At 70.2% G+C, this 26,477-nt stretch carries 17 protein-coding genes; 10 read left to right on the top strand and 7 right to left on the bottom strand.

All coding sequences use genetic code 11. The features are described from left to right. Positions 1 to 200: 200 nt before the first annotated feature. Positions 201 to 1,235: a hypothetical protein gene (locus tag ACPPVS_RS03945; protein WP_426594691.1), complete on the bottom strand. Its 1,035-nt coding sequence runs from the start codon at positions 1,233 to 1,235 to the stop codon at positions 201 to 203. Positions 1,236 to 1,589: 354 nt separating this feature from the next. Here ACPPVS_RS03945 and ACPPVS_RS03940 point away from each other — a divergent pair, with 354 nt between their 5' ends. The 10 genes from ACPPVS_RS03940 to ACPPVS_RS03895 all read left to right on the top strand — a co-directional run bounded on the left by ACPPVS_RS03940 (position 1,590) and on the right by ACPPVS_RS03895 (position 19,429). Next, positions 1,590 to 2,648 carry an IS110 family transposase gene (locus ACPPVS_RS03940; protein ID WP_426594690.1) on the top strand — a complete coding sequence of 353 codons (1,059 nt, stop codon included), beginning with the start codon at positions 1,590 to 1,592 and terminating at the stop codon, positions 2,646 to 2,648. Between the two features lie 379 nt (positions 2,649 to 3,027). Further along, positions 3,028 to 3,612, top strand: a complete 585-nt coding sequence (locus ACPPVS_RS03935) for a hypothetical protein (RefSeq protein ID WP_426594689.1) — start codon at positions 3,028 to 3,030, stop codon at positions 3,610 to 3,612. Positions 3,613 to 4,644: 1,032 nt separating this feature from the next. Further along, entirely contained in the window at positions 4,645 to 5,316 is a 672-nt protein-coding gene (locus tag ACPPVS_RS03930) for a response regulator transcription factor (protein WP_426594688.1), read from the top strand. Beyond that, a complete protein-coding gene (locus ACPPVS_RS03925) occupies positions 5,288 to 6,424 on the top strand; it encodes a sensor histidine kinase (RefSeq protein WP_426594687.1) in 1,137 nt (378 codons plus the stop codon). The genes ACPPVS_RS03930 and ACPPVS_RS03925 overlap by 29 nt, the downstream gene beginning before the upstream one ends. A gap of 422 nt (positions 6,425 to 6,846) precedes the next feature. Further along, positions 6,847 to 11,913: a hypothetical protein gene (locus ACPPVS_RS03920; RefSeq protein WP_426594685.1), complete on the top strand. Its 5,067-nt coding sequence runs from the start codon at positions 6,847 to 6,849 to the stop codon at positions 11,911 to 11,913. 26 nt (positions 11,914 to 11,939) lie between these two features. Next, the gene (locus ACPPVS_RS03915; RefSeq protein WP_426594683.1) at positions 11,940 to 13,229 is read left to right on the top strand and encodes a multicopper oxidase domain-containing protein; all 1,290 of its coding nucleotides are present in this window, start codon (positions 11,940 to 11,942) and stop codon (positions 13,227 to 13,229) included. A 37-nt stretch (positions 13,230 to 13,266) separates the two neighbouring features. Then, on the top strand, positions 13,267 to 15,249 hold the full coding sequence (locus ACPPVS_RS03910; RefSeq protein ID WP_426594681.1) for a multicopper oxidase domain-containing protein: 1,983 nt from the start codon (positions 13,267 to 13,269) through the stop codon (positions 15,247 to 15,249). A gap of 29 nt (positions 15,250 to 15,278) precedes the next feature. Next, the gene (locus ACPPVS_RS03905; protein WP_426594679.1) at positions 15,279 to 16,271 is read left to right on the top strand and encodes a multicopper oxidase domain-containing protein; all 993 of its coding nucleotides are present in this window, start codon (positions 15,279 to 15,281) and stop codon (positions 16,269 to 16,271) included. 28 nt (positions 16,272 to 16,299) lie between these two features. Next, positions 16,300 to 16,836, top strand: a complete 537-nt coding sequence (locus ACPPVS_RS03900; RefSeq protein ID WP_426594677.1) for a hypothetical protein — start codon at positions 16,300 to 16,302, stop codon at positions 16,834 to 16,836. A gap of 34 nt (positions 16,837 to 16,870) precedes the next feature. After that, the gene (locus ACPPVS_RS03895) at positions 16,871 to 19,429 is read left to right on the top strand and encodes a S8 family serine peptidase (RefSeq protein ID WP_426594676.1); all 2,559 of its coding nucleotides are present in this window, start codon (positions 16,871 to 16,873) and stop codon (positions 19,427 to 19,429) included. Positions 19,430 to 19,560: 131 nt separating this feature from the next. On the opposite strand, the gene ACPPVS_RS03890 is transcribed toward ACPPVS_RS03895, so the two are convergent. The 6 genes from ACPPVS_RS03890 to ACPPVS_RS03865 all read right to left on the bottom strand — a co-directional run bounded on the left by ACPPVS_RS03890 (position 19,561) and on the right by ACPPVS_RS03865 (position 26,400). Further along, a complete protein-coding gene (locus tag ACPPVS_RS03890) occupies positions 19,561 to 21,486 on the bottom strand; it encodes a copper resistance protein CopC (RefSeq protein ID WP_426594675.1) in 1,926 nt (641 codons plus the stop codon). A 368-nt stretch (positions 21,487 to 21,854) separates the two neighbouring features. Continuing rightward, the gene (locus tag ACPPVS_RS03885) at positions 21,855 to 22,886 is read right to left on the bottom strand and encodes a tyrosine-type recombinase/integrase (protein WP_426594674.1); all 1,032 of its coding nucleotides are present in this window, start codon (positions 22,884 to 22,886) and stop codon (positions 21,855 to 21,857) included. 480 nt (positions 22,887 to 23,366) lie between these two features. After that, entirely contained in the window at positions 23,367 to 23,639 is a 273-nt protein-coding gene (locus ACPPVS_RS03880; protein WP_426594673.1) for a metal-sensitive transcriptional regulator, read from the bottom strand. A gap of 230 nt (positions 23,640 to 23,869) precedes the next feature. After that, positions 23,870 to 24,232: a rhodanese-like domain-containing protein gene (locus ACPPVS_RS03875; protein ID WP_426594672.1), complete on the bottom strand. Its 363-nt coding sequence runs from the start codon at positions 24,230 to 24,232 to the stop codon at positions 23,870 to 23,872. A 19-nt stretch (positions 24,233 to 24,251) separates the two neighbouring features. After that, on the bottom strand, positions 24,252 to 25,967 hold the full coding sequence (locus ACPPVS_RS03870; protein ID WP_426594671.1) for an FAD-dependent oxidoreductase: 1,716 nt from the start codon (positions 25,965 to 25,967) through the stop codon (positions 24,252 to 24,254). A 115-nt stretch (positions 25,968 to 26,082) separates the two neighbouring features. Beyond that, entirely contained in the window at positions 26,083 to 26,400 is a 318-nt protein-coding gene (locus ACPPVS_RS03865) for a hypothetical protein (protein ID WP_426595877.1), read from the bottom strand. Positions 26,401 to 26,477: the final 77 nt, after the last annotated feature.

Here is a 26,477-nt window from a genome sequence, read left to right as displayed (position 1 = left end):
GTGCGCCAGAGAGTGCGTAGGACGCGCGCTCGTTCTGCAACGGGTTGTCAGAAGCAGGTGTGCGCAACTTCGCGCAACGCGCGCCCGGCCGCTTCAGGCGCGCCGCAACGATCGCCTCACTTGTCGGGGCTCACGCAGGCGTAGGCCCAGCCGTCGCGGAGGACGCGGTGGAAGCGTTCGATCTCGCCGTTCGTTCCGCCTCAGACGATTGGTCGGATCGCCGTCGCTTCGGCCGCTGCCGGCGTCAGGAACGCCTTCGCGTAGATCTCCATGCCCGCGGCCTGAGCACCCTCGATATCGCCTGCGAGCGCGGCCGACTGAACGTCCTGGTAATCGTCGTTCCAGTCTCCTGTGGGCCCGGACGTCGGGCGCACGACTACGTCAAACTCGAACCCGCGGCTCGTGGACAAGTAGTGGCTCACCGACGACGGACACCAGACATCGAGGACGCCGGTCCCGTCGTCGATGGCAACGCGGCGGCCTGCACTCGAACCGACGACGCCGTTCAGCGTGGCGCGAAGCGTGCCCTCGGCGGCGGCACCCGTGGTCGCGACGCGCTCGAGCAGCTCGGCGACCGTCGTGGTTGCGCCGCGAAGGGTCCGGGTCTCGGGCGTCAGCCCGCTTGAGGACGACCAGTGCTGCGGCCAGTTGAGGACGCGTTCGTCGAGCTCCCGCGCGTGCCCGAAATTGTGTAGCGGCTGGGCGGCCGAGAGGCGGACGGCGAGGGCATCGTTCCAGCGGCGGTCGGGGTCGAACTCCACGTACGAGTGGGTCTCGAGCTGATGGCGAGTGAACTCCTCGAGCTCGATCATCGTCGCGAGCAGGTCGACGTAGGCCGAGAGCGTCGGAAAGCGCACGTAATACGGTTGGCCCCCGTACCCCCACTCCAGGACGACGTCGCCGCTGCCTCGCCCGTCCTCCAGTTCGACGAACAACAGGCCGTGACTCTCGTACGCGACCGGAAACAGCAGGCGCGGGCTGAGGGCATACCCGTCGCGGTCCGACGTCCAAATGTCCAGGGCGAACGTTGGACTAGTCGGCCGCGGGTAAGGCGCGACGGTGATCGAGTGGGGGTCCACACGTCGCCAGAACCGCTCGAGCTCGGCCGGGAGGCGCATGGGCGCGATCTCCTCGGCGATCTTCGTGAGAACGGCGTCGACTTCGCCGGCAGGGCGGATAGGCGGGAGGTTCGCGGTGTCGTACGCCTTTACCAGACGGTCCACCGCTCGATCCATCAGTTCAGTCTTATCCACCACACATGACACATCGGCGTACCCGCCAGACGACTTGAGGTCGCCGCCGGTCCCGCTGCCGACCGCCAACCATCCAATTGACCGAACGGATCACTGGTCCCGACTCCTCTTGCATCTCTGCGATGCTCGCGGTGTCCCGGGGTGGTTCCGGGTACGCGGCGTTGCCGGGATGGCTCGTCTTCTTGCTGCCTGCCGGGTTCGGTGTGGCTCTCTTCAGTGGCTGCCTTCCGGTGACGTTCGACGGGTGGCGGTGTCGCTCGATAGAGGGCTGGGACTCGTCCCGAGAGATGCATGCGCTCCGCTGCCTGATGCGGTCAGGTTCGGGTAGGAGGTCGCGTGTTCGCGGGAATCGATACTCACAAGGACACCCTGGCGGTCGCGGTGGTCGACGTCCTGGGCAGTCAGCTGGCCGGGCTCGAGGTGGCCAACACCGAGGTCGGGTTCGCTCAGATCCTGGAGCTGCTCGGCGCGCATCGGGTGGTGCGGGTCGGGGTGGAGGGGTCGGGCAACTTCGGGCGCGCGGTCGCGGCCCATCTGTCGGGGCGGGGTGTGGATGTGCGGGAAGTCCCGACGTCGATGAGCTCGCGTGAGCGCGCCGCCCGGCCGGGGCAGGGCAAGACTGACGAGGTCGACGCGTTGGCGATCGCCCGGTTGGCCGGCCGCGAGCCCGGACTGCCGCCGGCGCGGCTGGTCGTGGGTTTGGCGGCGGATTTGCGCTCGTTGCTGGACTACCGCGAGGACCTGGTAGACGAGCATCACCGCCTCGTCAATCAGGTACATGCCGAGCTGACGGGGCTGCTGCCCGGATACCAGCACATCTATCCCCACCTCAAGACGTCCGCGCAGGTCAGCGCCGTCCTGGAGCTCCTCGACGGCGACGACCGTGTCCGCGCGGTGCTCACTCGGCGTCGCTTGTCGCGGGCACTGGAAGTTGTGGTGGAGGCCCGGGCGGTCCACAAGCAGATCGCGCAGATGATCGCCGGTCACGCTGAGCACGTTGCCGCGATCTACGGTGCCGGGCCGATCCTGGCCGCCCGGTTCGTGGCAGAGATCGTCGACATCGAGCGTTACCCGACCCGGGACGCGTTCGCGTCGGCCAACGGCTCGGCACCCCTGGCGGCCTCGTCCGGGCGGACCGTGCGGCACCGCCTCAACCGCGGCGGGAACCGTCGGCTGAACCGGGCGCTCTACGTCATGGCGATCACCCAGGCGCGCGCGGACACTGAGGGCCGGGCTTACTACGCGCGCAAACGAGCCAAGGGCAAGACCGCCCGCGAGGCGATCCGGTGCCTTAAACGCCAGCTGTCCGACCAGGTCTACAAGGCCATGCGCGCCGACGCCGCAGCCGCCGCGCTCGGCGGTCCCGCGGCAGCCTCGACACCCGTGGCCGCCTGACGGACGGCGGGTGCGGCCGGCGCAAACGAGGCGCGTCTGACTGCCTTCCGGCAAGCTGCGCGACGGGGCTTCCAGCCTCCGGGCCCCGCTCTCCGCTTCAGCGATCAGACCGCACCCGCCTGCGATCCAGACTACGACCGCGGCCCGATCCAGCCGAGGGCTTGCACATAGAGGCCCACTGAGTGCCAGCGGGGGCCATTTGATCGTCCGCGGACACCCCGATCGCGGCCGACATCGGGCGGACGGCGACACCTCGATCGCCTGAGTTTGGTTCACCGTGCGACGTCGACCGTCGCCACGGGGGTGCACTGGGTCGCCCACGGACAGTTCGGGAACGAAAACCTCCTGGTCGACCGGAATTCACGACGATGATGTGCCCGTGACGGAAGACCCGAGACCTGGCGAGGACTCAGAGCTCGAACGGACCTGGGCGGAGGCGAAGGTGAACTGCCCTCACCTTGATGACAACGAGCTCTGGGCACAGATTCGCCTCACACCGCTGATTGGTCCGATGCGATGCGTCGACACGGGCAGACCGGAGGGAATCCACGACTTCGAGATCGACATGCCCAACGGAGACCTCGCGGCCGTCGAGGTGACCAGCGAGACGAATGGGAAGCGGCGTAGCGTCGAGGCCGAGATCGATCGCCGTGGCCTGAACGGATACACCATCTCAGGGAGCACGTCGTGGATCGTGTCGCTCACGGACACGGCCAAAGTCTCCTCGCTCACGAGCGGGGTGCTCGATCACATCATCGGACTGCTAACCCAATCCGGTCGCCTCTCGGCCCGGTCGACGACGACGAGCCGCTTTCCTAGATCGTCGAACGAAGTCGTGTGCGACTACGTGCGCCGCGATCAGGACGACGGGCGCACCGAGGACGTGCACACGATGACCACCCGTTCTCGCACGGGCGAGGCGGTCACGTACCGGTGGACCACCAAGCTGGCCGCACATGCCTGAGGCAGCAGCGGCGAACGAGCGCAGGTTGCACCAGGCTGCACCGGGCAGATAAAGCCAGCGCCATCTCATCGGGGCGCAGCCGAGCAGCATCACTTGCCTGGAGAGCAATGCGGCTCCACGTCGCGGTTTCCCCCGGGACGCACAATGGGGCGCTCGCGTTTTCCTGCTTGCCGCGGTCCGCCCGCGTCGGATACACCCATGCAGGAGCCAGCGGAAGGTTGCGGTCCAGCGACGTTCGAGGAAGGGCAGGCAACTCGCGATGTCACGCAGCCGCCTCATCGCTCAGTGGGAGAAAGACCTCCCAGGACTCACCGACGACACGTTGCGTGATCGAATCCGCCTGGCTCACGAGTACGCGGCCGCTTCTATCGGACGAGGAACTGGGAGGAATCCCAAGGCGAGTCGCATGTGGCGGGAGAAGGCCCGTTCTGCTGAGGCGGAATTGGAGCGCCGCGGCCTGCAGGACTGAGAGTTGGGGTGGTCCCCGGTAGCAGTTTTGCTCTGTGCGCGGTCGTTCCGGGCCGATCGCCGGGTGCGCGACCCAACGCTGACCTGCACTAACGCACGTGGCCAGGTCCTCAGGGAACCCCTCGAAGACACTTGGAAAGCGTGTTGGGTGAAAGGCCCTCGGGGGTTCGATTCCCCCATCCACCGCCGGTCGAAGGGCCCGTCACCTGCGCCGATGTGGGTGCGGGTGACGCTGTGGACAGTCTTCGGCCCGTCCTCGTCGTGGTCGGGCTGATCGTGATCGCGGGTCTGCCCGGGGCGGCCGCCGCGAGTGACCGACCCCACTGCTCAATCAACTTCATATCGGGCCAAACGGGAAATTCACCCCATGTCGCTCTGTCCCCCCTCTTGCGACGCGGGCCATGGTGAGTGCGTACCTGACTACATCGGGTCGGCGGTGCCCCGACCGCACTTCGCGGTGTTCCGTGTCGCCGGCCAACCGAGGAGGCCTCAGCGATGGGGCTGGAACGGCCGCGGCCGTAGGGGCAGCTCGCGGGTCAGTGACCCAGGAAGGTGATGACCCCCGTGAGCACGGTGATGGTCGTCGACGACGAGGAGCGGATCCGCACGCTCGTCAGCCGTTCGCTCGCCTCCGCAGGGCATGACGTCGTGTCTGCCGCGGACGGCTTCCGCGCCCTGGACCGGCTCGCGGCCGAGGACATCGACCTCGTCCTGCTCGACCTGGTGATGCCCAGCTGCAACGGGCTGACGGTGCTCGCGGCCATGCGTCAGCGCGAGGACCCCACCCCCGTGATCGTCCTGACCGGCGTCACGGACGTGTCCACCCGGGTGCGGGCCCTCGACCACGGCGCCGTCGACGTCGTCGCCAAGCCCTTCTCGCTCGTCGAGCTGCTTGCCCGGACGCGGCGCCACCTCGGGCCGACCACCGTCACGCGGACCGAGACTCGATTCGTACGCGCGGGAGGCATCCGGCTCGACCTGGAGCGGCGTCGGGTCACGCTCGCGGACCACGAGGTGTCGCTGACCGAACGAGAGTTCGCACTCCTGGCGCACCTGATGCGCCGCCATGGCGAGGTGTGCACCCGCGGCGAGCTCGTGCACGACGTGTGGGGACTCGACTTCGACCCCGGCAGCAACGTCGTCGAGGTCTGCATGCGGCGGCTACGGAACAAGCTGCAGCCGGACCCTCCGATCGAGACGATCCGTCGTGTCGGATACTGCTTCTCCGCCGAGTGACCGCACGGCCCGCGGGGACCTCTACTACCCGTGGGTCGCCCTCGCGGTCGTCTGCACCTGGCTCATGTGGGCGTCGCCGGGGAACGAGACGATCCCGTACCACGTGGGGTGGATCGGGCTCGCGCTCCTGTACGGACTCGGCAACTGGCGCCTGAGCCGGGCCGTGACGGGGCTGGCGTTGTACACGCTCGCCACCGGGGTGGTCCTCGTCGACCGCGCGGCGGCCGGCGTGCTCAGCTGGCAGGAGACGGCTGAGATCCCGCTCATGTCCGTGCTCACGGTGCTGATGGTCTGGCACGTCCGTCGACGACAGCTCGCGCTGGCCGAGTTGACCGTCATGGCCGAGCGGGACCGGAAGCGGGCGGAGAGCACCCACCGCCTCACCCGGCTGACGTCCCACGAGATGCGCACGCCCCTGACGATCGCGCGCGGCTACATCGAGCTGCTCCTCAACCGTGAGCAGGAGCCGGACAAGGTGCACGACCTCGCCGTCGTCCAGGACGAGCTCGACCGGCTGACCCGGGTCACCGAGCGGCTGGTCCGCGTCATCCGGCTGCAAGGAGATCGCGATGTCGCCCGCGTCGACATGGACGCGATCCTGCGCGAGACGGCCGAGCGCTGGACGCAGGTGGCAGACCGGCACTGGGTGGTCGAGGCGCGGGCCGGGGTGTATGAGGGCTCGGCGGAGCGGGTACGCGCCTGCCTCGACACCCTGATCGAGAACGCCGTCCGCTACACGGCCGACGAAGACACCGTGCGCCTGATCGGCGCACGCGACGCCGACCAGATCGCCGTGGGCGTCGCCGACTCCGGTCCAGGACTGAGCGACGAGCTGATCGGCGTTCTCAATGGGAGCCCCGACGGCGACCTGCAGCCGCCGCGCGACGAGCTCTCGCAGACGGGTCTCGGTCTCAGCCTCGTCCGCAGCCTGGTGACCGATCGCGGAGGCCGGATCGTGGCCGGGCGTTCCGCCGAGGGCGGCGCCCTGATGCTCATGGTCGTGCCTCTGGGCCCCCGGGCCCAGGTCCCGGGCGAACTCCCCGACGCGCAGAGGGTTCCGGGCGGAGCTCAGGGCGACGAGCTCCTCGGGGTCGAGACCGCCCGTTGAGCACCGCTGCCCGGGGTCTGGACCCTGGGAGCCGTATATGACCGGGCTGTGACTGCCCGATGACAATTCGGTCAGGAAGGCTCCGCCCGCCGTCACAACCGCTTCCATGGAGGCGCTGACGCATCCCCCAGGCACGGCCGCCTGGAGCGGAGCGGCGCCGCCTGGAAGGTGTGACCATGCGCGGACACGGGTCGGGCATTCGTCAGGGCAACCCACGCCTCGGGGCGGCGGGTCGCCGTCGGCCCGCTGCGGGAACCGGGACACGGTCACGGCACGGCGGTCGCCCGATCCGGGCCGCCCAGGGCGCGCTCGCCGCGCTCGCGACTGCGTTCGTGACCTGTGTCGTCGCACTGGCGTCGCCTGTCACCACGCCGCCGGCGCAGGCTGCGACGACCTGCCCGGCCGCTGGGTGCGCGGTCACGGTGGACGCTCGTGACCTTCCGACAGGGACGGCGCTCGCGAACTTCAACTACATCATCAACGTCGACAACTCGAAGCTGCCGACCGACCCGCTCGGCGTGAGCACCGAGAGCAACAGCAAGATCGTCGCAGAGGGGAACCAGGGGAAGACCACGGCGAGCCTGCCGGCAGGGCGGTACCTCATCTCCGTGCGGTCGCTGGGCCACAAGATGTGGGGCAAGCACATCACCCTGCCGAGCGCGACGACCGCCGACGGCTCCATGACCGCCCGCATCGACCTGACCGTGCAGAACGACGACCACCCGCTGCCGCTCGGCAAGATCCGGGTGTTCGTGTTCCAGGACAACGCCTGGACGAACGGCGCTCCCGACACCGAAGAAGGAGGCCTGCAGGGATTCCAGGTCGGCCTCACAGAGCAGACCAACAGCGCCGTCACCGTCGACTACAACAACGACCCGCTGTGCGGCGGCACGTGCCTGACAGGCGCGGACGGCTTCAACCAGATCGACAACCTCGGGCCCGCCACGTACTTCATCGACGTGCACCCGCCCGAGGGCCCCTGCAACTCCGACCCGAACAGCCAGTGGTACCAGACCACCACGATCGACGGCGGGCTCCAGCTTCTCGCCTCCGTCGAGGAGGGCAGCGACGGGACCGGCTCACCTGGTGAGCAGTTGTGGGAGGCGCCGAACAACCGGACGGCCTACTGGTTCGGGTTCGTCTGCGCACCTCAGCCGTTCGCCACCGCGGGCACAGGAGAGGTCACGGGCACCGCACTCAACTGGGTCGAATGGGCGCCCTACACGACCGGCACGTTCAACGACCCGGTCGAGAACCCGTTCGTCGCACTGTCCGACAGCACGACCGACCGGACCGTCTACGTCGGCCGAGGCGACGCCGCCGGGAACTTCGACATCCAGGGCGTACCCGCGGGCACCTACAACCTGGCGGTCTGGGACGAGCAGCTGACCTACATCATGCGGTTCAAACCCGTCACGGTCGCGGCCGGGCAGTCGGTCGACGTCAACGAGGTGGGCGACGACGGCAGCACGGGCCTAGGTGTCTCGCGCTGGTTCGGCTGGCTCGACGGCCACGTCTACAAGGACACGAACGGCAACGGCCAGCTGGACCCGGGCGAGCCCCTGATCCCGAACACCGACATGGATCAGCGGTGGCGCGACGGCTCGATCAAGGAATCGACCTTCACCGACTCCCACGGCTACTACCAGTACCCGACGGCCGAAGGCGGAGCCCTCGGGCGCTGGTTCGTCAACGAGCAGGGCTTCGCGCGGTTCTCCGCGTACCCCGGGCCGTCGGTGCACGACGAGCTCACCGACGCCGTGACGCCCTCCTGCTCGGTGGTTGCTCCCGCCGTGCCCGCACCCAACTGCATCCCGACCGACCAGGGCGGCGGCCTGCTGACGAACCAGCTGCTGCTCGAGGGTCACCGGGCCACCGTGGACTGGGGCAAGCGCGACTACGCCGCGGGCACGCCGGGCCAGATCGTCGGCATCACCTACTTCGCCACGACCCGAAACGAGTTCGACGCGCGCTTCCAGGCGCACGAGGACTACGAGCCGGCGATCCCCGACGTGACCGTCTACCTCGAGGGTCCGGGCCCGGACGGCGTGCCGAACACGTCCGACGACGTCATCCTCAACAAGTACGTGACCGACCACTGGCAGCAGCCGAGCGCGAACCAGGACCCGCAGCCGGGTGGCAACGCCTTCACCCAGAGCTGCAGCCCGATCCGGGACTTCACCGGGACGGACGTCACGGACCAGTTCGCGGCCAAGATCAGCCCGAACTGCCTCGAGGTCCCGCTCACCGGCGAGCACACCAAGGACGGCGCGTTCGACGGCGGCTACGCGTTCTCGAGCTACTGCGCGAACGGGTACGACATGGCTGCCGACGACGGCACGTGCATCGGCGGCACCGACCCGACCCCGCTCGTCGCGGGCACCTACATCACGCACGCTGTGATGCCGAAGGACAGCTCGGACACCCGGCCCTGCAACCCTGTCGGCGGGTCCCAGAACGTGAGCGACGCCAAGGGCGCCATCCCTGGCGACGGCTCTGGCTGCCTCTACCGCCCGGTCAAGGAAGAGGACGTCAACGTCGACCTGGGCAACAAGTTCACGCCGGCGATCCCGCCGCCCACGTGCACCGGCGACGACCACGTCATCGACCAGACGTCGCTCACCCCGAGGAGCACGTACTACGGCGTGGCCGGCGCGCACGCGCCGCTGTGCGACAAGCGCCTCGTCGTCCTGACCAACGGGCAGAACGCCAACGCCGACTTCCACATGATGACGAACTTCCGGACCGACCCGAACGGGACCAACGCGACCGACACCCGCACGGGTGACGTGCCGGAGCCGGGCCGCCTGGTCGGGCAGGTGTTCAACGACATCTACTTCGAGCGGGACAAGCAGTCCCCCTGGTACGGAGAGCCACGGCCCATCGTCGGCATCCCGGTCGGCATCTACGCGCGCGTGGACACGGTCTGCCCGGCGGACAACCCCGGCTGCGCGACCCCAAACGTGAACCTCCCGTACGACGCGAACAACTGGCGCCTCCTCACCACCACGACGACCAGCGCGGACGGCACGTTCGAGGCCCTGGTCCCGTCGACGGAGACGTTCAACTGCCCGATCCCCCAGGGACCGTGCCCGGGCATGTACCTGATCACGGTCGACGACCCCGGCTCGAAGGCCGCCCCGAACGCCGGGTACAACCCGAACGTCCTCACGGCGACCACACCGGCAGAGGCCTGGCCGGGTACGACGACCCAGCTCGACCTCCCGCTCGACCCGATCTCGGGCACCGGCTGCGAGGACCCGGCCGTGCCGGCCCGTCCGGAGGTGCTCCAGGTGTCGACGCCGTACGTCCCGAACGCAGTCGCCGCGAACGGCGGCAACGCCGCCAACCCGCGCCGCATCACGATCCAGGGCGACTTCATCGGCACCGCCGGTCCGACCGGCGCCACGGGCGGAACCGTCACCCTCACCGACGACCGCACCGGAACGGGGACCACGCTGACACGCGCCAACGGCGGCATCGTCAGCTGGACGCCGGGCTCAGGGGCCACACCGGACACGATTGTCATCCAGGTGCCCGCGCTCAGCGCCACGTTCCCGGCCGGGCAGAAGCAGCTGACGATCACGACCGCGAATGCGAACGGCGCTGTGTCCTCGGTCAACGGGATCACTGTGCACGCACTCGGCACCGGCGGCGGGGTGACCTACAACCCGCCGGTGGTCAACGTCGCCGCTCCACCGCCCGGTGCCGGCACCGACGCCCACGCGATCCAGCACGCGATCGACGGAGCGGCCGCGGGCAGCCTGCTCGTGCTTCGGCCCGGCGTCTACAACGAGAACGTCGTGCAGTGGAAGCCTCTGAAGATCCAGGGGCTCGGCGCCGGCGGCATCATCGGTGCCCACGAGCTGCAGGCACGCGACCCTGAGGACCCGCGCTTCAACATCGTCGGTTCCGTCATCGACGGCCGCTACTTCCAGCAGAACGCGACCGCCTACGACGCCACCGTCGCGGCCCACGCTCCGTACGCCGTCGATCCGACGATGCCGACAGTCCTGCGTGGTGCCGACCTGACGGTGGTGGCGCAGAGCGCGACCGCGTACAACGTCCCGGCCGGAACGGTCGGCGTCTTCAGCGCCGCCCGCACCGACGGTGTCGGACTCATGACCGGGCAGGGCGAGGGTGCCGGCGGCATCCAGGTCCAGGCCAACGCGAACAACCTGCAGGTCACCAACACGGTCCTCGAGAACAACAGCGGCGTGGTCGCCGGTGGCATGGCCATCGGCCAGCCGTACGCGCCCGCAAGCCACAACTACAACGTGCGCGTCTCCAACGACCGGTTCCTCGGCAACGGCGGCCTCACGCAGGCCGGTGGCCTCGGGATCTTCGACGACTCCAACAGCTACGAGGTCGCCAACAGCATCGTGTGCTCAAACTTCAGCGTGAACTACGGCGCCGGCGTCTCGCACATCGGGCTGAGCCCGAACGGCAACATCCACGACAACCAGATCTACTACAACGACGCCGTCGACTCCGGCGCCGGGGTCGCGATCGAGTCCGAGCTGCCGGTCGCCGGCGGGCTCGGGGCCGGCACCGGTCCCGTCAACGTGGACCGCAACCTCATCACCGCCAACTACAGCGGCGACGACGGCGGTGGGGTGTTCGTTCTCGACGCCCTGACCGCGGCGATCAACCTCCGCGACAACCTGGTGGTCGACAACGGTGCGGCCGACATCGCCGGCGGCATCATGCTCGACGACTCCTCCAACGTCCGGATCGTCAACACCACGGTCGCTAGCAACGTCTCGACCGCGTCGTCGGAGAACTCCGACGGCAACGCGCACTCGGCGGGCCTGGCCTCGGAGGCCAACGACCCGCTCTTCCAGGCGATGCTCCCCGCGGGCTCCCCGGACTTCTCGCGTCCGGCCGCGCTGTTCAACAACGTCTTCTGGAACAACACCGCGTACACGCTCGACCAGCCCGGACCCGGCGCGACGCTCGTCAGCCAGGGGGTCATCGACCTCGAGATCCACGGGACGACGAACAACGCCGACACGTTCACGCCGCGGTACTCCGACCTGACCAACGGCCAGATCCTCGGACCTGACGGCGTGCAGCGCCCGGTGCCGGCCGGACAGGGCAACCTGAGCTCCGACCCCCTCTTCGCGAACCCGATCGGGATCACGGCGGAGCTGGCCGTCACCGGGTCGCGGCTCGACCCGCAGACGGCGGCTGTGACCCTCACGGCCGGAGACCCACCCGTCGGGCTGACCAGCAACTTCCACATCACGGCAGGGTCGGGCGTGATCGACCGTGGCGTGCGCTGCTCGAACACCGCGTTCCCCGCACCCGCAGGCGCTCTGAACGCCTGCGCGGGCGGCGGCATCCAGGCGCCGACGCTGTCGCCTGCACTCGGTGGTCTCGGCGACTACGACGGCCAGTACCGCCCGCAGCTCCGGAGCCTGCGCGTCAGGACGCCGTGGGACCTCGGGGCCGACGAGCTCGTCGGAGTTCCGGTGGTCCTGCCGTGACCGACATCGTCGCCAGGGAGGGTGGGATGGAAACTCGCCAGAACGGCCTCGACCGGAGGGCCTTCCTCAAGTTCATGGGTCTCGGTGCCCTCGGCACGGTGGTCGCCGTGGACGTGCTGGGGCAGGGGTTGCTCGTCCCTGCCTCCGCCGCCACGACCGCGCTGTCGTTGATCGCGACCGACGGCTACATCAGCGTGCCCGGACGGGAGGGCAACCCGCTGTACATCTTCGGGTTCGTGCCGGTCGACCCGGGCCTGTCGGTCTCGCAGCTGATCTCGACGTACAAAGGCCACGCCAAGCACACGGCTCCGACGCTCGACTTCCTGCAGAACGACGACATCAAGATCACGCTGACCAACATGGGCCTGAAGCAGCGCCCGGACCTGGTCGACTCGCACACGATCCACTGGCACGGCTTCGACGTGCCGTCACCTCTGAACGACGGCGTCCCCGAGGTGTCGGTGGCCGTCCCGATCGCGAAGCAGTTCACGTACTTCTACCGCCCTCACAGGGAGGGCACGTACATGTACCACTGCCACTTCGAGGACGTCGAGCACGTGCAGATGGGCATGACCGGCATCGTGTTCGTCCGGCCGCTCCAGGACGGCACGACCGTCGGCGGCTTCTCGAAGTTCGCCTACAACGACGGCGACGGCTCGACGGGCTACCACCGCCACTTTGCGATCCTCATGAACGAGCTCTGGCGCGACTTCCACGACGGCGACCGCGACATCCAGGAGACCATCGCCACCGACTACGACCCGCACTGGTTCACGCTGAACGGTCGGGTCTACCCGCAGACCCTGCTCCCGAACGACTCGGCAAGCCTGCCCGCATCGCTGCGGATCGGCACACCGAACCCCAACTACGACGGCGCGATCGACTACAGCCAGCCCAACTCGGCGCTCGTCCAGGTGAACCCCGGCGAACGCATCCTGCTCCGGCTCGCGAACCTGGGCTACGAGCAGAACGCGATGCAGCTGCCCGGGATCCCGATGCACGTCATCGGGCAGGACGCCTCGCTGCTGCGCAACGGCGGTGTCGGCGGCGTGGACACGTCGTACTGGACGAACACGATCTACATCGGACCGGGCGAGGCCCGGGACGTCCTCTTCGACGCTCCGGCCTACAGTCCCGCCCTGCCCTCGGGCTCGGACACGCGAGGCGTCTACAACGTCTACTACTTCAAGAACCGCGACTGGCGGAAGCTCACCAACTTCGGAGCCCCTCCCGGCCCCGGCGGCATGATGACCGAGGTCCGCGTCTACCCGAACGCGCTTCCTCCCCAGACAGTCGTGAGCCAGACCTATGTCTGAGCGAGCGGTGGCCCCGCGCCACGGAGAGAAGTCAACGATGAGGCCACGAGCCCGGCGCGCCGCCGTCGTCGTCGCACTGGCCGCCGGGTTGGCGGTCGCTGCGCCACTGCCGGCCCAAGCCCTCCCGCCGGGCGCGCCCAAGACCGGGATGGTCTGCCTGGCTGGGACCGTCGTCGGCACCACGCGGACATTCGACCTGGTTGCCACGACCGGCTTCGTCGACACGCCGGACGGGAACAGCGTCTTCATGTGGAGCTACGGCAACGCCGACGCCCCGGACAGCGGCCGCTTCCAGACCCCAGGACCCGTGCTGTGCGCGACCCAGGGTCAGACTGTCGTCGTCCACCTCACCAACACGCTGCCCGAGCCCTCCGGGATCGTCTTCCCGGGCCAGGACTCGGCCGTGACGGCGACGGGCGGCAACCCCGGCCTGCTCACGAGCGAGGCCGCCGCGAACACCGGGACCGTCAGCTACAGCTTCACCGCGGGCAGCCCCGGCACCTACCTGTACGAGAGCGGCTCCGACGTCGCCAAGCAGGTCGAGATGGGCCTGTACGGCGCGCTCATCGTGCGTCCGACGATCGGCGACGGCTACGCGTACGACGCGTCCACGCAGTTCAACCCGGGCCGGGAGTACTTGCTCCTGCTGAACGAGATCGACCCTGACCTGCACCACGCCGTCGAGACGAACGGCACGTACGACCTGAACGCCCAACGGAACAGGTACTTCTCGATCAACGGCCGGCAGTTCCCGGACACGATCCGGGACAACGGCGACTCGGAGCTGCCCAACCAGCCGTACGGCTCGCTCGTGCGGATCCAGCCGAACACGCCGTCGAACAACCAGCCCGCGCTGGTGCGGATGATCAACGTGGGGCTGGCCAACCACCCGTTCCACCCCCACGGCAACCACACCACGCAGATCGCGCAGGACGGTCGCCTGGTGACCACGACCGAGCACTTCGGCGAGACGATCGCCTCGGGCCAGACCGAGGACTTCCTCCTGCGCTGGGACGACACCGACAGCTGGAACCCGACGACCAAGCCGTTCCCCGTGACCCCACCGAACTACCGGAACGTGTTCTTCAAGGACGGCAACACCTACTACAGCGGCAGTCCGTACCTGGGCTACAGCGGGACCCTGCCGACCGGGACCGTCTCGCAGAACATCTGCGGCGAGTGGTACTTCCCCTGGCACAGCCACGCACTGAACGAGTTCACGAACTTCGACCAGGGCTTCGGCGGGATGGGAACGCTGCTGCGGGTCGACCCGTCCGGCGGCTGCACCGCCTACCCGACGTCCACCAGCATCGTGGGTGGAACCCTCAAGAGCGGCGCGGTGTCGGCGCTCGGCGTCGACGACGCGACCTACTACCAGGTGAACCCGAAGGTCACGACACGGCCGACGGCGACCACCTCGACGGCCACGACGATCACGGTCGCGTCTGCGGTGGGGTTCCCGACCACCGGAACCTTCGACGTCCGCATCGACAACGAGGTCCTGGCAGTGACCGGCGGGCAGGGAACGACCACCTGGACGGTCACCCGAGGTCAGCTCGGTTCCACGGCCGCGGCCCATGCGACAGGCGCGACGATCACGGCCCTGGCGAACGACTGGTACGGCGCGTTCACGGGCGTGCCCGCCGGTGCCCAGAACCTCGCCGTGACCTACAAGGGCGCGAACTGCGCGACGACGACCGCCTCAAGCTGCTCGAGCCTGACCACCAACCTCCCGCAGCAGACCGTGAAGATCTGCAACTGGACCGTGGGTGGAGCGGCGGGCTGCGCGACGTCCACATCGGCCGGCTGGGTGACCCTGTCGGCTCCGCCACTGCCCGTCGGATCGACCGATGTCAGTTCCTCATGGGCCTTGCCCAACCCCGCGGCCGCCTACATCGGCACGGGGGCGAACGCGGGGCAGATCCGTGTGCTCGTGCACTCGCAGCGCTACACGGCACCCTCGCCGACCGCCTTCTCGACCTGGGGGAACCTCCTCAAGGTCGTCTACGACGCGCCATGACCAGACCCGAGCTGACCTGGAGGTTGGCGATGCCTGCACGCACCCGAACGAGGATCGCGGCGCTTGCCGCGATCGTCCTGGCCGGCGCGGGACTCACCCTCGTGAGCTCGAGCGCGTCGGCCGCCACGAGGTCCATCGCGTTGTGCGCCACGGCGGGGACCACCACCCTGCCGGGTGAGGTCGCGCCGATCCCCATCTGGGGCTTCGGCGTGCCGACGACCCCCGGCGACTGCTCCACGGCGACGGCCAGCCTGCCCGGCCCGACCCTGACGGTCGATGAGGGCGACGTCGTCACGATCGCCGTGACGAACGCCCTGCCGACCGGGACGGCCGACGTACCGCACACCCTCCGGTTGGAGGCCCCAGGGATCGCGTTCGCCCCCGGAGGAACAGACGCGCCGATCAGCTCGACCGTGACCCGAACGTTCACCGCGAGCGCACCTGGGACGTACCTGTACGAGAGCGGTGGGGACGCCGGCCGGCAGGAGGCGATGGGTCTCTACGGTGCGCTCGTCGTGCGGTCCGCGACCGCCAACCAGGCCTACGACTCCGCCTCGACCGCCTACGACGTCGAGGCCCTGCTCGTGCTGAGCGCGGTGGACCCGGCGTTCAACGCGGCACCGGACACGTTCGACCTGCACGGCTACAGAGCCACGTCGTGGCTCATCGGCGGCAAGGCCTACCCGGGGACGGCGCCCATCATCGCGACCTCCGGCCAGCGTGTCCTGTTGCGCTACCTGAACGCCGGCTTCGACAACTCCACGATGCTCATGCTCGGCATGCACCAGCACGTCGTCGCCCGGGACGCCCGACTGCTCGGCCACCCGATCGACGCCGTCGCGGAGACGGTCCCGGCCGGCGGCACAGAGGACACGATCGCCACGGTCCCGGCGACGCCGCCCCCGAGCACGAACGGCTTCCCGGTGTTCAACAGGCAGCTGCACGTGACCAACGGCCCCCAGGGTGGCTCGAGCCCGAGCCCGGCGACTGGCGGCGGCGCGCTGACCTTCATCCACCCGTGAACCTTCCCCGAGCGAACCGAGACGTCCCGTGACGAGCCAGACGACCGTCGAGCCGAGCGAGATTCCGACCTCGCCGAAACCCGCACGAGGCTCACGGTTGCTCGGGCTGCTCGTCGGCGCCGCGCTCGCAGCCGGGGTCGTCACGGCCGCGATCTGGCTGTCGCACGGCTCGCACCAGGACGCCACCGCGGCCGCCGACGCTGCGGTCCCGGTGTCGTGGGGCCGGGAGGCGGTCACTGCGGACGGGCTCGTCGCGCGGAGCGGGGTGCGGATCGTCGGGGTCACGGTCACGGGTGCGGGAGGCCTGGTCGACCTGCGGTACCAGGTCGTCGACCCCGACACCGCCGACGCCCTGCACGACCCTGCGAACCCACCGGCGGTCGTCGACGAGGAGACCGGACTCGTCGTCCACGACCTGTTCATGAACCACTCGCACAGCGGTCAGTTCAAGGCGGGCGAGACCTACTACCTCGTCTTCGATAACCCCAACGGCTGGATCCACACGGGCAGCGTCGTCACGGTCCTGCTCGGGGACGCGCAGGTGGACCATGTCGTCGTCGGGTAGGAGGCGTGTCCTCGCGGCTGTCCTCGGACTGTCGATGGTCGTCGTCGGCGGTACGGGTGCGGCTGCCGCCGCGCCGGGCCGGGCAGCCGCCGGGTCGATCGATCCGGCGCTCGAGGCGCAGCTGGCCGCTGCCGGGCCGTCTGACCTGCTCGACGTCGCCGTCGTCCTCACCACGAGGGCGGACCTCAGCGCGTCACGCAACCTGAAGCGCAAGGCGCGGCTCGGGGCCGTCGAGCGCACCTTGCGGACGCATGCGGACCGGGCACAGAAGGGGGTCCGGGCGCTCCTCGCTGCTCGACAGGACCAGCACCTCGCCACGGACGTGGTGCCGTTCTGGATCACGAACGAGGTAGACGTGCGCGCCACGCCCGCCGTGGTCCGCGAGCTGGCCGCGCGCCCGGACGTGGCGTCCGTGCGGTCCACGTTCGTCGTGCAGGAACCCACGGTCGGAACGATCGCGGCGGCCGCCACCGTCGCGACGGAGCCGAACATCGAGCACGTCGGCGCTCCCGGGATGTGGGCGCAGGGATTCCGTGGCCAGGGGATCGTCGTGGCGAGCATGGACACGGGCGTCGACGCGACCGACCCGGACCTGGCGAGCACCTGGCGCGGCGGCACGAACAGCTGGTTCGACCCGAACGGCCAGCACCCCACGGTCCCGACGGACGTCAGCGGGCACGGGACCTCGACGATGGGAGTCATCGTCGGAGGCGCGGCCGGCGGCAGCTCGATCGGGGTGGCTCCCGCCGCGAGCTGGATCGCCGTGAAGATCTTCGACGACCGTGGCGCCGCGACGTCGACCAACATCCACCGTGGGTTCCAGTGGCTGCTCGACCCCGACGGCAACCCCGCCACCCCCGATGCCCCCGACGTCGTCAACGACTCGTGGACGATGTCCACCGCGGGCTGCTCGCTCGAGTTCCAGCCCGACCTGCGCGCCCTGCGCGCCGCCGGGATCCTGCCCGTGTTCGCGGCAGGGAACGAGGGTCCCCTGGCGGGGTCGGTCCGCAGCCCGGCGAACAACCCCGAGGCCTTCGCGGTCGGAGGAACCGACAACTCCGACGCGCTGTACGCCTCCTCCAGCCGCGGGCCCGCGGGCTGTGCCGGGGCGACTGCGCCGAAGTTGGTCGCCCCGGCCGTCGGCATCCGGACCACCGACCTGTACGGCACCTACCGGACCGCGGAGGGGACGTCACTGGCGGCCCCGCACGTGGTGGGCGCGCTCGCACTGCTGCTCTCCGCGTTCCCGGATCTGTCCGCGGACCGGCAGGAGAGCGCCCTGATCGCCGGAGCCGTCGACGAGGGACCGGCGGGCCTCGACGACGACACCGGCTACGGGCGGCTCGACATCGGCGCTGCCTACCAGTGGCTCGCGAGCACGCCCGACTTCACGGTCGCGGTAGCACCGGCGTCGATGACGGTGCCGGCCGGGGGTTCCGCGACCGTCAGCGTCTCCGTCGGGGCTTCGACCGGCTTCGCCGGGGACGTCGCCCTCTCCTTCGCGGGCCTCGGGTCGTCGCAAGGCACGGGGACGTTCTCCCCGGCCGTCGTGACAGGCGGGGTCGGCTCCTCGACCCTCGCGGTCACGACCGACCCGAGCCTCGCCCCGGGCACCTACCCGCTCACCGTCACCGGGACGAGCGGCGCCCTCGCGCACGCGGTTCCGCTCACGCTCGTCGTCCCAGCGCCGCCGGGCTTCACCGTGGCGGCGTCTCCGACATCGTTGACCGCACTGGCAGGCGGCACGGCCACGTTCGCCGTGTCCGTCGCGCCGGTCAGCGGCTTCACCGGCGACGTCACTCTCTCGCTGGCGGGTCTGGCGGCGCCGTGGACCTTCTCCCCGTCGGTCGTCGCAGGCGCGTCCGGCACCTCCACGCTCACCGTGCCGCTCCCCGCGAACACCACAGCGGGCTCCTACCCCCTCACCCTCACCGGGACCAGCGGTGCGACGACGCGGACCACAACCGCCACCCTCATCGTCGCACCGCCGCCGGGCTTCACGCTCGGCGCGACACCCGCCGCACGGACGGTCAACGCGGGCAGCAGCACCTCGTTCACCACCGCCATCAGCGCACTGAACGGGTTCACCGGGGTCGTCACGCTCTCGGTGACCGGACTGGCCGTCGGCGTCGGGTCAGCGACGTTCGCCCCGCAGACGATCACCCGTGCCGGGAGCTCGGTTCTCACGATCATCACCCCGACGACCGCTCCGGGCGGGACCTACGCGCTCACCGTCACGGGGACGAGTGGTTCCGTCGTGCACACCGCGAAGGTCTCGCTCGTCGTCGTCGCGCGCGACTTCTCGCTCTCCGCCACACCCAGCTCGATCACTGTCACCCGTGGCCAGACCGGTTCGTCCGTCGTCTCGGTCGGCGCGGTGGGCGGCTTCACCGGAGGCGTCGCGCTGTCGGCCACCGGGCTGCCGTCCGGGGCGTCGGCCACCTTCTCCGTCAACCCCTTGGTCACGAGCGGCTCGTCGACAGTCCGCGTCAGTACAACCTCTCAGACCCCGCGCGGCACCTACTCCGTGCGGATCACCGGCACCAACGGGTCGCTTGTTCACCAGGTGACCGTCACGCTGGTCGTGCGGTAAGAGCCAGGCGCCTCTCGCACACGTGCGTGCCTCGGCCGTCGGCTCGGCCGGCGAACACGTCGGGCCGGCCCGTGCGATGGCCGCAACCCGTCCCCCCGGTCGGTTGCACCCTGCCTCGATGCGGTCCGGCCTCAACGCCGGTTGTCGAGCGTGGCCAACGTGTCGTCCTCCACCCGCCGGTCGGCCTGCACCGGTGCCCGCTCCGACCGGACTGTGCGAGCTGAACGGCGGCGGACCGCGGCGAACACGAGTGCGACGACGACCAGCCCCAGCGCCAGCCCGTTCGCGTACGGGGCGAGCGGGTGTCCGACGGGCCGAGCGGTCGGCTCCTCCCCGGCCGGAGAGCCGACGTGCCACGTGACCGGGACGGCCACCTGCGCGCCGGCCCTGTCAACGACCGCCGTGACGGGGACGACGCCGGTCGCCGCGACCGCGGCGGTACCGAAGTACCGCCCGGGTCCGACCTCCCGAAGCCCCACCACGATGGGCTGCGCCCCGGTCGCGAGCTCCAGCCGGACGCCGTCGACGGGAGCGGGGGCGGGTCGTCGGGTGCTCACGACGCTCACCGTGAACCCGTACGCGCCGGGCTGGCTCGGCGTCGCCGAGAGGGTGACCACCAGGTCTGCCAAAGACCCGCTGACCACCTGCGCAGACGCCACGGTCGGAACACCCGGTGCTTCCCGTGGCGCGGTCTCGGCCAGCAGTCCCACGACAACCAGCAGAACCGCTCCGGCACCGGCCTCGACGGCGACCAGCCGCCGGGAGAGCGGCCGTGGGCCGCCGAGCAGCCGGGCGTCGTGCAGGCTGGTCGAGTTGAGCAGGCCGAGGGCGAGCAGCACGGCGACCATCCCGATCTTGGCCAGCAGCGTGTGCCCGTATCGGGTCGTCAGCAGGTCGTGGACCGACTCGAGCTGCCGCCCCGCACCGAACAGCCCGCTGACCAGCACGACGGTGACGCTCACCAGCACGAGGCGGGTGAACGGCTGCCGGCACGCTCGGGCCAGCGCCACACCGCTCGCGCCGGCGGGATGCGGCCAGAGCATCACCGCGATCCCCCCGACCGCGCCGAGCCACAGGCACGCCGCCGCGATGTGCACGGCGTCGGCGCCGATCGTGATGGCGCGGCTCGAGTCGACGGCGGCTGCATGGCTGCCGAGCGCCTCGACGACGACGAGGGCGACGGTTCCAGCGACAGCCGCGACGCTGCGGCCGATCGCCGGGCCGGTCCGTGATCGCGCACCGACCAGGATGGCCAGCACGGCCAGCAGGACGAGCTCACGGGCGAGCCAGAGGTGTCCCCACCGCGTGGCGCCGAGCAGGCTGCCGACGGTCGACACCCACGAGCCGTCGCGTGGACGCAGAAGGCGCCCCTGCTCGATGAGGTCGGCGAGGCCCACCACCGCGCCGAGTGCCGCGGCGCCGATCCCCATCAGGAACAGCCGGTTCCGCGTGGTGCGCACCGTCACCGCCACCAGCGGCGGCGGTTCGGCGAGCCCCGCCACGATGCCTAGCACGGCCAGGGCACCGACGAGCGCGGCGAGCGCGGCGATCCGCGCCCACTTCAGCAAGACGGCACTCAGCGTCGGACCGGTGGCCGCGCCGAACGTCGGGGCGGGCGCGGCCGTGGGTGCTCCGACAGTGAACACGACCGTCCCGGACGAGGTGTGGCCGTCGTCCGCGGCCAGAACCTGCCACAGCACGCCGTAGGTCCCCATCCCGAGCCTCGGCAGCGTCAGGGTGAGCACCTTCGCGTCGGCCCCGTGCTTGTTCCGGATGCCGCCGACCGTCGCACCGTCCTGGTCGACCAGGCGGGCCGAGCTCAACGGTTGCGAGATCTCCTCGTCAAACCACAGCGTGACGGCCTGGGGGGCCCGCGCGACGACCGACCCGTTCACCGGATCGGACCGGAGGAGCAACGCATGCGCCTCTGCGGCTGGGGCGCCGAGCGCGAGGATCAGGAACGCCAGCGCGGCGACCACCGAGACGCGACGGGGCGCAGACGTTCGCGTGGCGGCCGCGCCCAGACGGCCGCCCACGGAACCGATGGACGCGTCCATCCGCGTCGCCACCTTCCTGGTGATGGCCGTAACGCTAGAGGTGGACGCCCCACCGCGACGGTGGATGACGGAACTGTCACCGGACGGTCACCCTCCGTCCTGACCGGGACCACCCACGGCTGCGCAGGCGTCGTCGCCGCTCGGCGTCGATCGATGGTTGAGGACTGCCAGCGGATGGCCGCGCGAGAACACTGACTGCACCGCTCGCGACCCGCCGCGGTCATCAGGCTAGTAAGCAGGTGCTCTTCGGACAGGAGGCGGTGTGGAGGAGGACGGGTCGGGCTCGGCGCCATCACCGCAGCGGGGCGGAGACAGGCGTAGCGGCGTGCATTCAGACCCCAACTACACCCTCATCTGCGATGAGGCTGTCAAGCCCTCGCTGCAACGGCGAGGTCGGAGAGCGCGTCGGCGATGACGCGGTCGCGGTCCGCCGCCGCGTGCTGGTACTTCATGGCCATCGTCGGCGTGGTGTGCCCGAGACGGGCCATCAGCTCGGCAACGGTCGCTCCCGACGCCGCCGCGAGCACGGCGCCTGTGTGCCTCAGACCATGAAACGTCAGATCCGGTCGGCCGGCGGCGGCCTTGGCCCGGTTGAACGGAGTTCGGAACCTGTGCGGCGAGAGCTGGACGTTCTGTCCCTCCTCCAGCGGGAACAGCAGCGCGTCCGGGCCCCTGGCGACGTGCTGGCGCAGGTGCGTCGCGAGCATCGGCAGCAGGTGCGGCAGGATCGCGACGTCCCGGGAACCCGCCTCGGTCTTCGGGGTGTCGACCACCGGCGCCCCGGTGAGCCAGGTGACACCCCGACGGATCCGCAGCACCCCGGAGGTGACGTCGACATCAGCGCGACGCAGCTCGGTCACCTCGCCGAAGCGGAGCGCGCACCAGGCGCCGAGCAGGACCATGGGGCGAAAGCGCTCGTCGACCGCGGCGGTGATCGCTTCCAGCTCGGCGAGCGAAGCCGGACGGATCGGCTTGGCGCGCTTCGTCGATCCTGCGCCGGAGACCCGGCACGGGTTCGCAGCGATGAGGTCGTCCCGGTGGGCGGTGCCCAAGATGGTGCGGAGCAACGCATACACGTGCGCGCGCTCTGTGGGTCGGCCGGGCAGCAGTGTGGCGTGCCACGCCCGGACCGCAGCCGGAGTGATCTCGGCGAGCCTGACGTCAGCCCACGTGGGCATGAGCGCCCTGCTGAGCTGACGGGTGTAGAGCGTGCGCGTGGAGACCTTGAGTTCCCTCCCCGCGAGCCACATGGAGGCGTACTCGCCGAACGTCGTCACGATGGCGGTCGGGTTGACCTTGCCCTCACCGATCAGAGTGCGCTGCTTCGCGAGCCAGGCCGTCGCCTGAGCCTTCGTGCCGAAGGTGTCCGGTGCGGTGATCGAGTACTCGGATTCGGGCACCCGGTACCGGGCCTGGTAGCGGCCGCTGGGGAGCTTACGGACCGACCCAAAATCACGTCGCGACACCCGCTCGCCCTCCCCGCCGTGCCAGATACGTGCCAGAAGTCGGCGAAATCTGACGCTACGCCGTTCACGACGGGAACCGCGAAAGGATGACGGACATGCAGGTCAGGTGCCTATTCGGCACCCGTTATTCCACTCGGTTCACAGGGCATATCGAAAGTTCGAGTCCTTTCGCGGGCACATATGCTGCAGGTCAGAACGTCGGTGGGGGCGGCCGGCGCAATGAGGCGCGTCTGACTACCTTCCGGAAGCTGCGCGACAGGGTGATCGATACCCTTGCCGGCGTCCATGGCGGCGCCGCGACGCGCAGAGCTGCATCCGCCGATCTGTGGAGCCGCCCGGTGGAGTCGTGACTCGGCCATCACCGGATGGCCCGTCAGTTGACCGGTCCGGTCAACTGACCCGATCGCAGGCGGCTCAGGCGAGCGAGAGGAAGAGCTTCTCAAGCTTGGCGACGTCGAGCGTGCCGGTGTCGTCGCCCTCCTCGGTACGGATCAGGCACTGGCGCATGCCGGCGGCGATGATGGCGAACCCTGCACGGTCGAGAGCGCGAGAGACGGCGGAGAGCTGGGTGACGACGTCCTCGCAGTCTCGACCTTCGTCGAGCATCCGCACGACAGCGGTGAGCTGGCCCTGCGCGCGCTTGAGCCGGTTCGACACCTTGGACATCTGGTCCTTGTCGAGCTCCATCGGGAACCCCTTTCGTGGGCGAGCGGGATGCCCCCGGTCGTACTCGGCCAGGGGACGGTCGGTCAGGGGCAGGTGCACTGCTGGTCTCGCGGTACGGCGGCCAGCACGGCGTCGACGTGCATCCCGCAGCCGGTCCAGGTGACCTTGCCACACGTCGAGCATCGGGCGGGTGAGCACATGGGGTTCTCCTTCGGTTGTTCGGCTGACGCCGCGGGTCGGATGGGCTGCGGTCAGCGCCGGACGGCGCCGCCCGCGGCCTGCCAGGCGCCGATGCCGCCCGACAGGCTCGTTGCCTCGAAGCCGAGCTGGCGCAGGGACCGAGCGGCGCTGCGGGACCGCATGCCGGACGCGCACATGACCACGACGGGCGTGCCCTGCTTCAGGCGTCGGGGTGCCGAGTCGAGGTCACCGAGCGGCACGTGCAGCGCCCGGGGTGCATGGCCGGAGCTCCACTCGGACCGCTCCCGGACGTCGAGCAGGGCGGCGCCGTCGCGAACGAGCTCGAGTGCCCGGGCCGCCTCGACGGTCGACGGAAGGCCGGTCGGGTCGTCCGTGCGGCCGAACATCCGGCGCAGGCTGGTGGTGAGAGACATGGTCGTGCTCCTTGAGCGGTCAGGCGACGAGGTCGGGGCGGACGGCGGTGAGGGTGAGCCACCCGCCGGAGAGGTTCTTGGCGTCGAGCCCGTCGGAGAGCAGGACGCGGGTGGCGATGTGGGAGCGGACACCGGAGGCGCAGTGCACGCTCACCGGTCGCCCGCCGGCGGCGGCGCGGACCTCGTCGAGGCGGTCGCGGAGCTCGGTGTGCGGGACGTGGAGCGCCGACTTGAGGTGGCCGGCGTCGAACTCGCCCTGCGAGCGGACGTCCAAGACCAGCGTGTCCGCGAGGACGTCGTCGAGCTCGCTCGGGTGCCACTGCGGCATCGTGCCGTCGAGCACGTTCTGGGCGACGAAGCCGAGCATGTTGACGGGGTCCTTGGCCGAGCCGTAGGGCGGGGCGTAGGCCAGCTCGAGCTCGGCGAGGTCGTCGGCGGCCATCCCCGCGCGCAGACTCGTCGCGAGCACGTCGATGCGCTTGTCGACGCCGGCTCGTCCGACGCCCTGGGCACCGAGCAGTCGACCGTCGGGGGCGAAGGACGCGACGAGGTGGATCTGCTCGGCGCCGGGGACGTAGCCGGCGTGGTGCCCGGGGTGGATGCGGACGACCTCGTGCTCGATCCCCGCTCGTGCGAGGGTCAGCTGGCTCGCTCCGGTCACGGCGGCGGTGAGGCCGAACACGCGCACGATCGCCGTGCCAAGCACCGCCGCTCGCGGCGTCGTGCGGCGACCCAGGATCGAGTCGGCCGCGCGTCGGCCCTGTCGGTTGGCCGGTCCGGCCAAGGGCACGGGACCGGCGGCACCGGTGACCGCCTGGATGACCTCGATCGCGTCGCCCACCGCCCAGATGTGCGGGTCGGAGGTGCGCTGGTCGGCGTCGACCCGGATCGCGCCATGGTGCCCCAGGTCCAGGCCCGCGTCTGCCGCGAGTCCGCTGGCCGGGCGCACGCCGACATTGACCAGGACCAGGTCGGCGCGCAGCGACGTCTCGTCGGACAGCGTGACGGCGACCCGGTCCCCCGTCTCGGCGGTGATGCTGCGCGCCGAGACGCCCAGGTGCAGGCCGACGCCATGCGAGCGGAGCTCGTCGGCGAGCAGCGGCGCCAGCTCGGGGTCGAGGGGAGGCAGCACCTGGTCGGCCAGCTCGACCAGGTCGACGGTCAGGCCACGGGCGACGAGCGCCTCGACGGCCTCCAGGCCGATGAAGCCGGCGCCGACGACGACAGCACGCGGCTTCTCGTCGCCCGATCGGTCGGCCACCAGCCGCGCCACGTGCTCCTCGACACCGTCGAGGTCCGGGATCGTCCGCAGGGAGTGGACGGCGGGGTGGTCCAGACCGGCGATCTGCGGACGGACGGCGACCGCGCCGGGTGACAGCAGCAACGCGTCGTACCCGAGGTCGTACGAGCCGTCGCCGGTGGCGACCGAGACCGTCCGCGCAGAGCGGTCGATCGCCGTCACCCGGCTGCCGGTCCGCACGTCGAGCGCGAGTGCCGCACCGAGCGACGCGGGCGTGTGCAGGAGGAGATCGTCGCGCCGCGCGATCTCGCCACTCAGCCGGTACGGAAGCCCGCAGTTGGCGAACGAGACGAAGTCCGACTGCTCGAGAACCACGATCTCGGCGCCCTCGTCCAGGCGCCGCGCGCGCGCCGCGGCACTCATGCCGCCGGCAACGCCACCGACGACGACGATCCGCAGACAGGAAGCGTTGGACGGAGAAACGGTGGAGTTCATGACGTCACTATACCCCCCCGGGTATATGCTTCCGTCCTCTCTTTCCCACAGGGTCGCGGCTCCACGCCACGCGACGGCGCAGCCGACGCGTGACCCTGGGCCGGTGCCGCTGGGGTCAGGCCAGCCCGTAGGGCAGCTTGGTGGCCGCGGCGATCTCCAGGAGCCGGTTGTACTTGGCGACGCGTTCCCCGCGGGCGGGGGCGCCGGACTTCAGCTGCCCGCATCCGGTGGCAACGGTCAGGTCGGCGATGAAGCTGTCCTCGGTCTCCCCGGACCGATGGGAGACCATCTGGGTGTAGCCGGCCTCACGGCACAGCCGCATGGCCTCCAGCGTCTCGGTGACCGACCCGATCTGGTTCAGCTTGATCAGGGCCGAGTTGCCGATCTTGCGCTCGATCGCCTCGGTGATGATCGCCGGGTTGGTGACGAAGATGTCGTCGCCGACGATCTGCGTGGTGTCGCCCAGGCGCTCGGTCAGTGCGGGCCCAGCCGTCCCAGTCCTGCTCTGCC

This window comes from Cellulomonas sp. McL0617 (assembly GCF_049994875.1).
Lineage (GTDB): Bacteria > Actinomycetota > Actinomycetes > Actinomycetales > Cellulomonadaceae > Cellulomonas.
This window is presented reverse-complemented; position numbering and strand designations above follow the sequence as displayed.

Bases quoted from the DNA above. Each gene is read 5' to 3' on its own strand.
- ACPPVS_RS03870 (WP_426594671.1), bottom strand. From the start codon at position 25,967: ATGAACTCCACCGTTTCTCCGTCCAACGCTTCCTGTCTGCGGATCGTC.
- ACPPVS_RS03905 (WP_426594679.1), top strand. From the start codon at position 15,279: ATGCCTGCACGCACCCGAACGAGGATCGCGGCGCTTGCCGCGATCGTC.
- ACPPVS_RS03945 (WP_426594691.1), bottom strand. From the start codon at position 1,235: ATGGATCGAGCGGTGGACCGTCTGGTAAAGGCGTACGACACCGCGAAC.
- ACPPVS_RS03895 (WP_426594676.1), top strand. From the start codon at position 16,871: ATGGTCGTCGTCGGCGGTACGGGTGCGGCTGCCGCCGCGCCGGGCCGG.
- ACPPVS_RS03910 (WP_426594681.1), top strand. From the start codon at position 13,267: ATGAGGCCACGAGCCCGGCGCGCCGCCGTCGTCGTCGCACTGGCCGCC.
- ACPPVS_RS03880 (WP_426594673.1), bottom strand. From the start codon at position 23,639: ATGGAGCTCGACAAGGACCAGATGTCCAAGGTGTCGAACCGGCTCAAG.
- ACPPVS_RS03915 (WP_426594683.1), top strand. From the start codon at position 11,940: ATGGAAACTCGCCAGAACGGCCTCGACCGGAGGGCCTTCCTCAAGTTC.
- ACPPVS_RS03875 (WP_426594672.1), bottom strand. From the start codon at position 24,232: ATGTCTCTCACCACCAGCCTGCGCCGGATGTTCGGCCGCACGGACGAC.
- ACPPVS_RS03890 (WP_426594675.1), bottom strand. From the start codon at position 21,486: ATGGACGCGTCCATCGGTTCCGTGGGCGGCCGTCTGGGCGCGGCCGCC.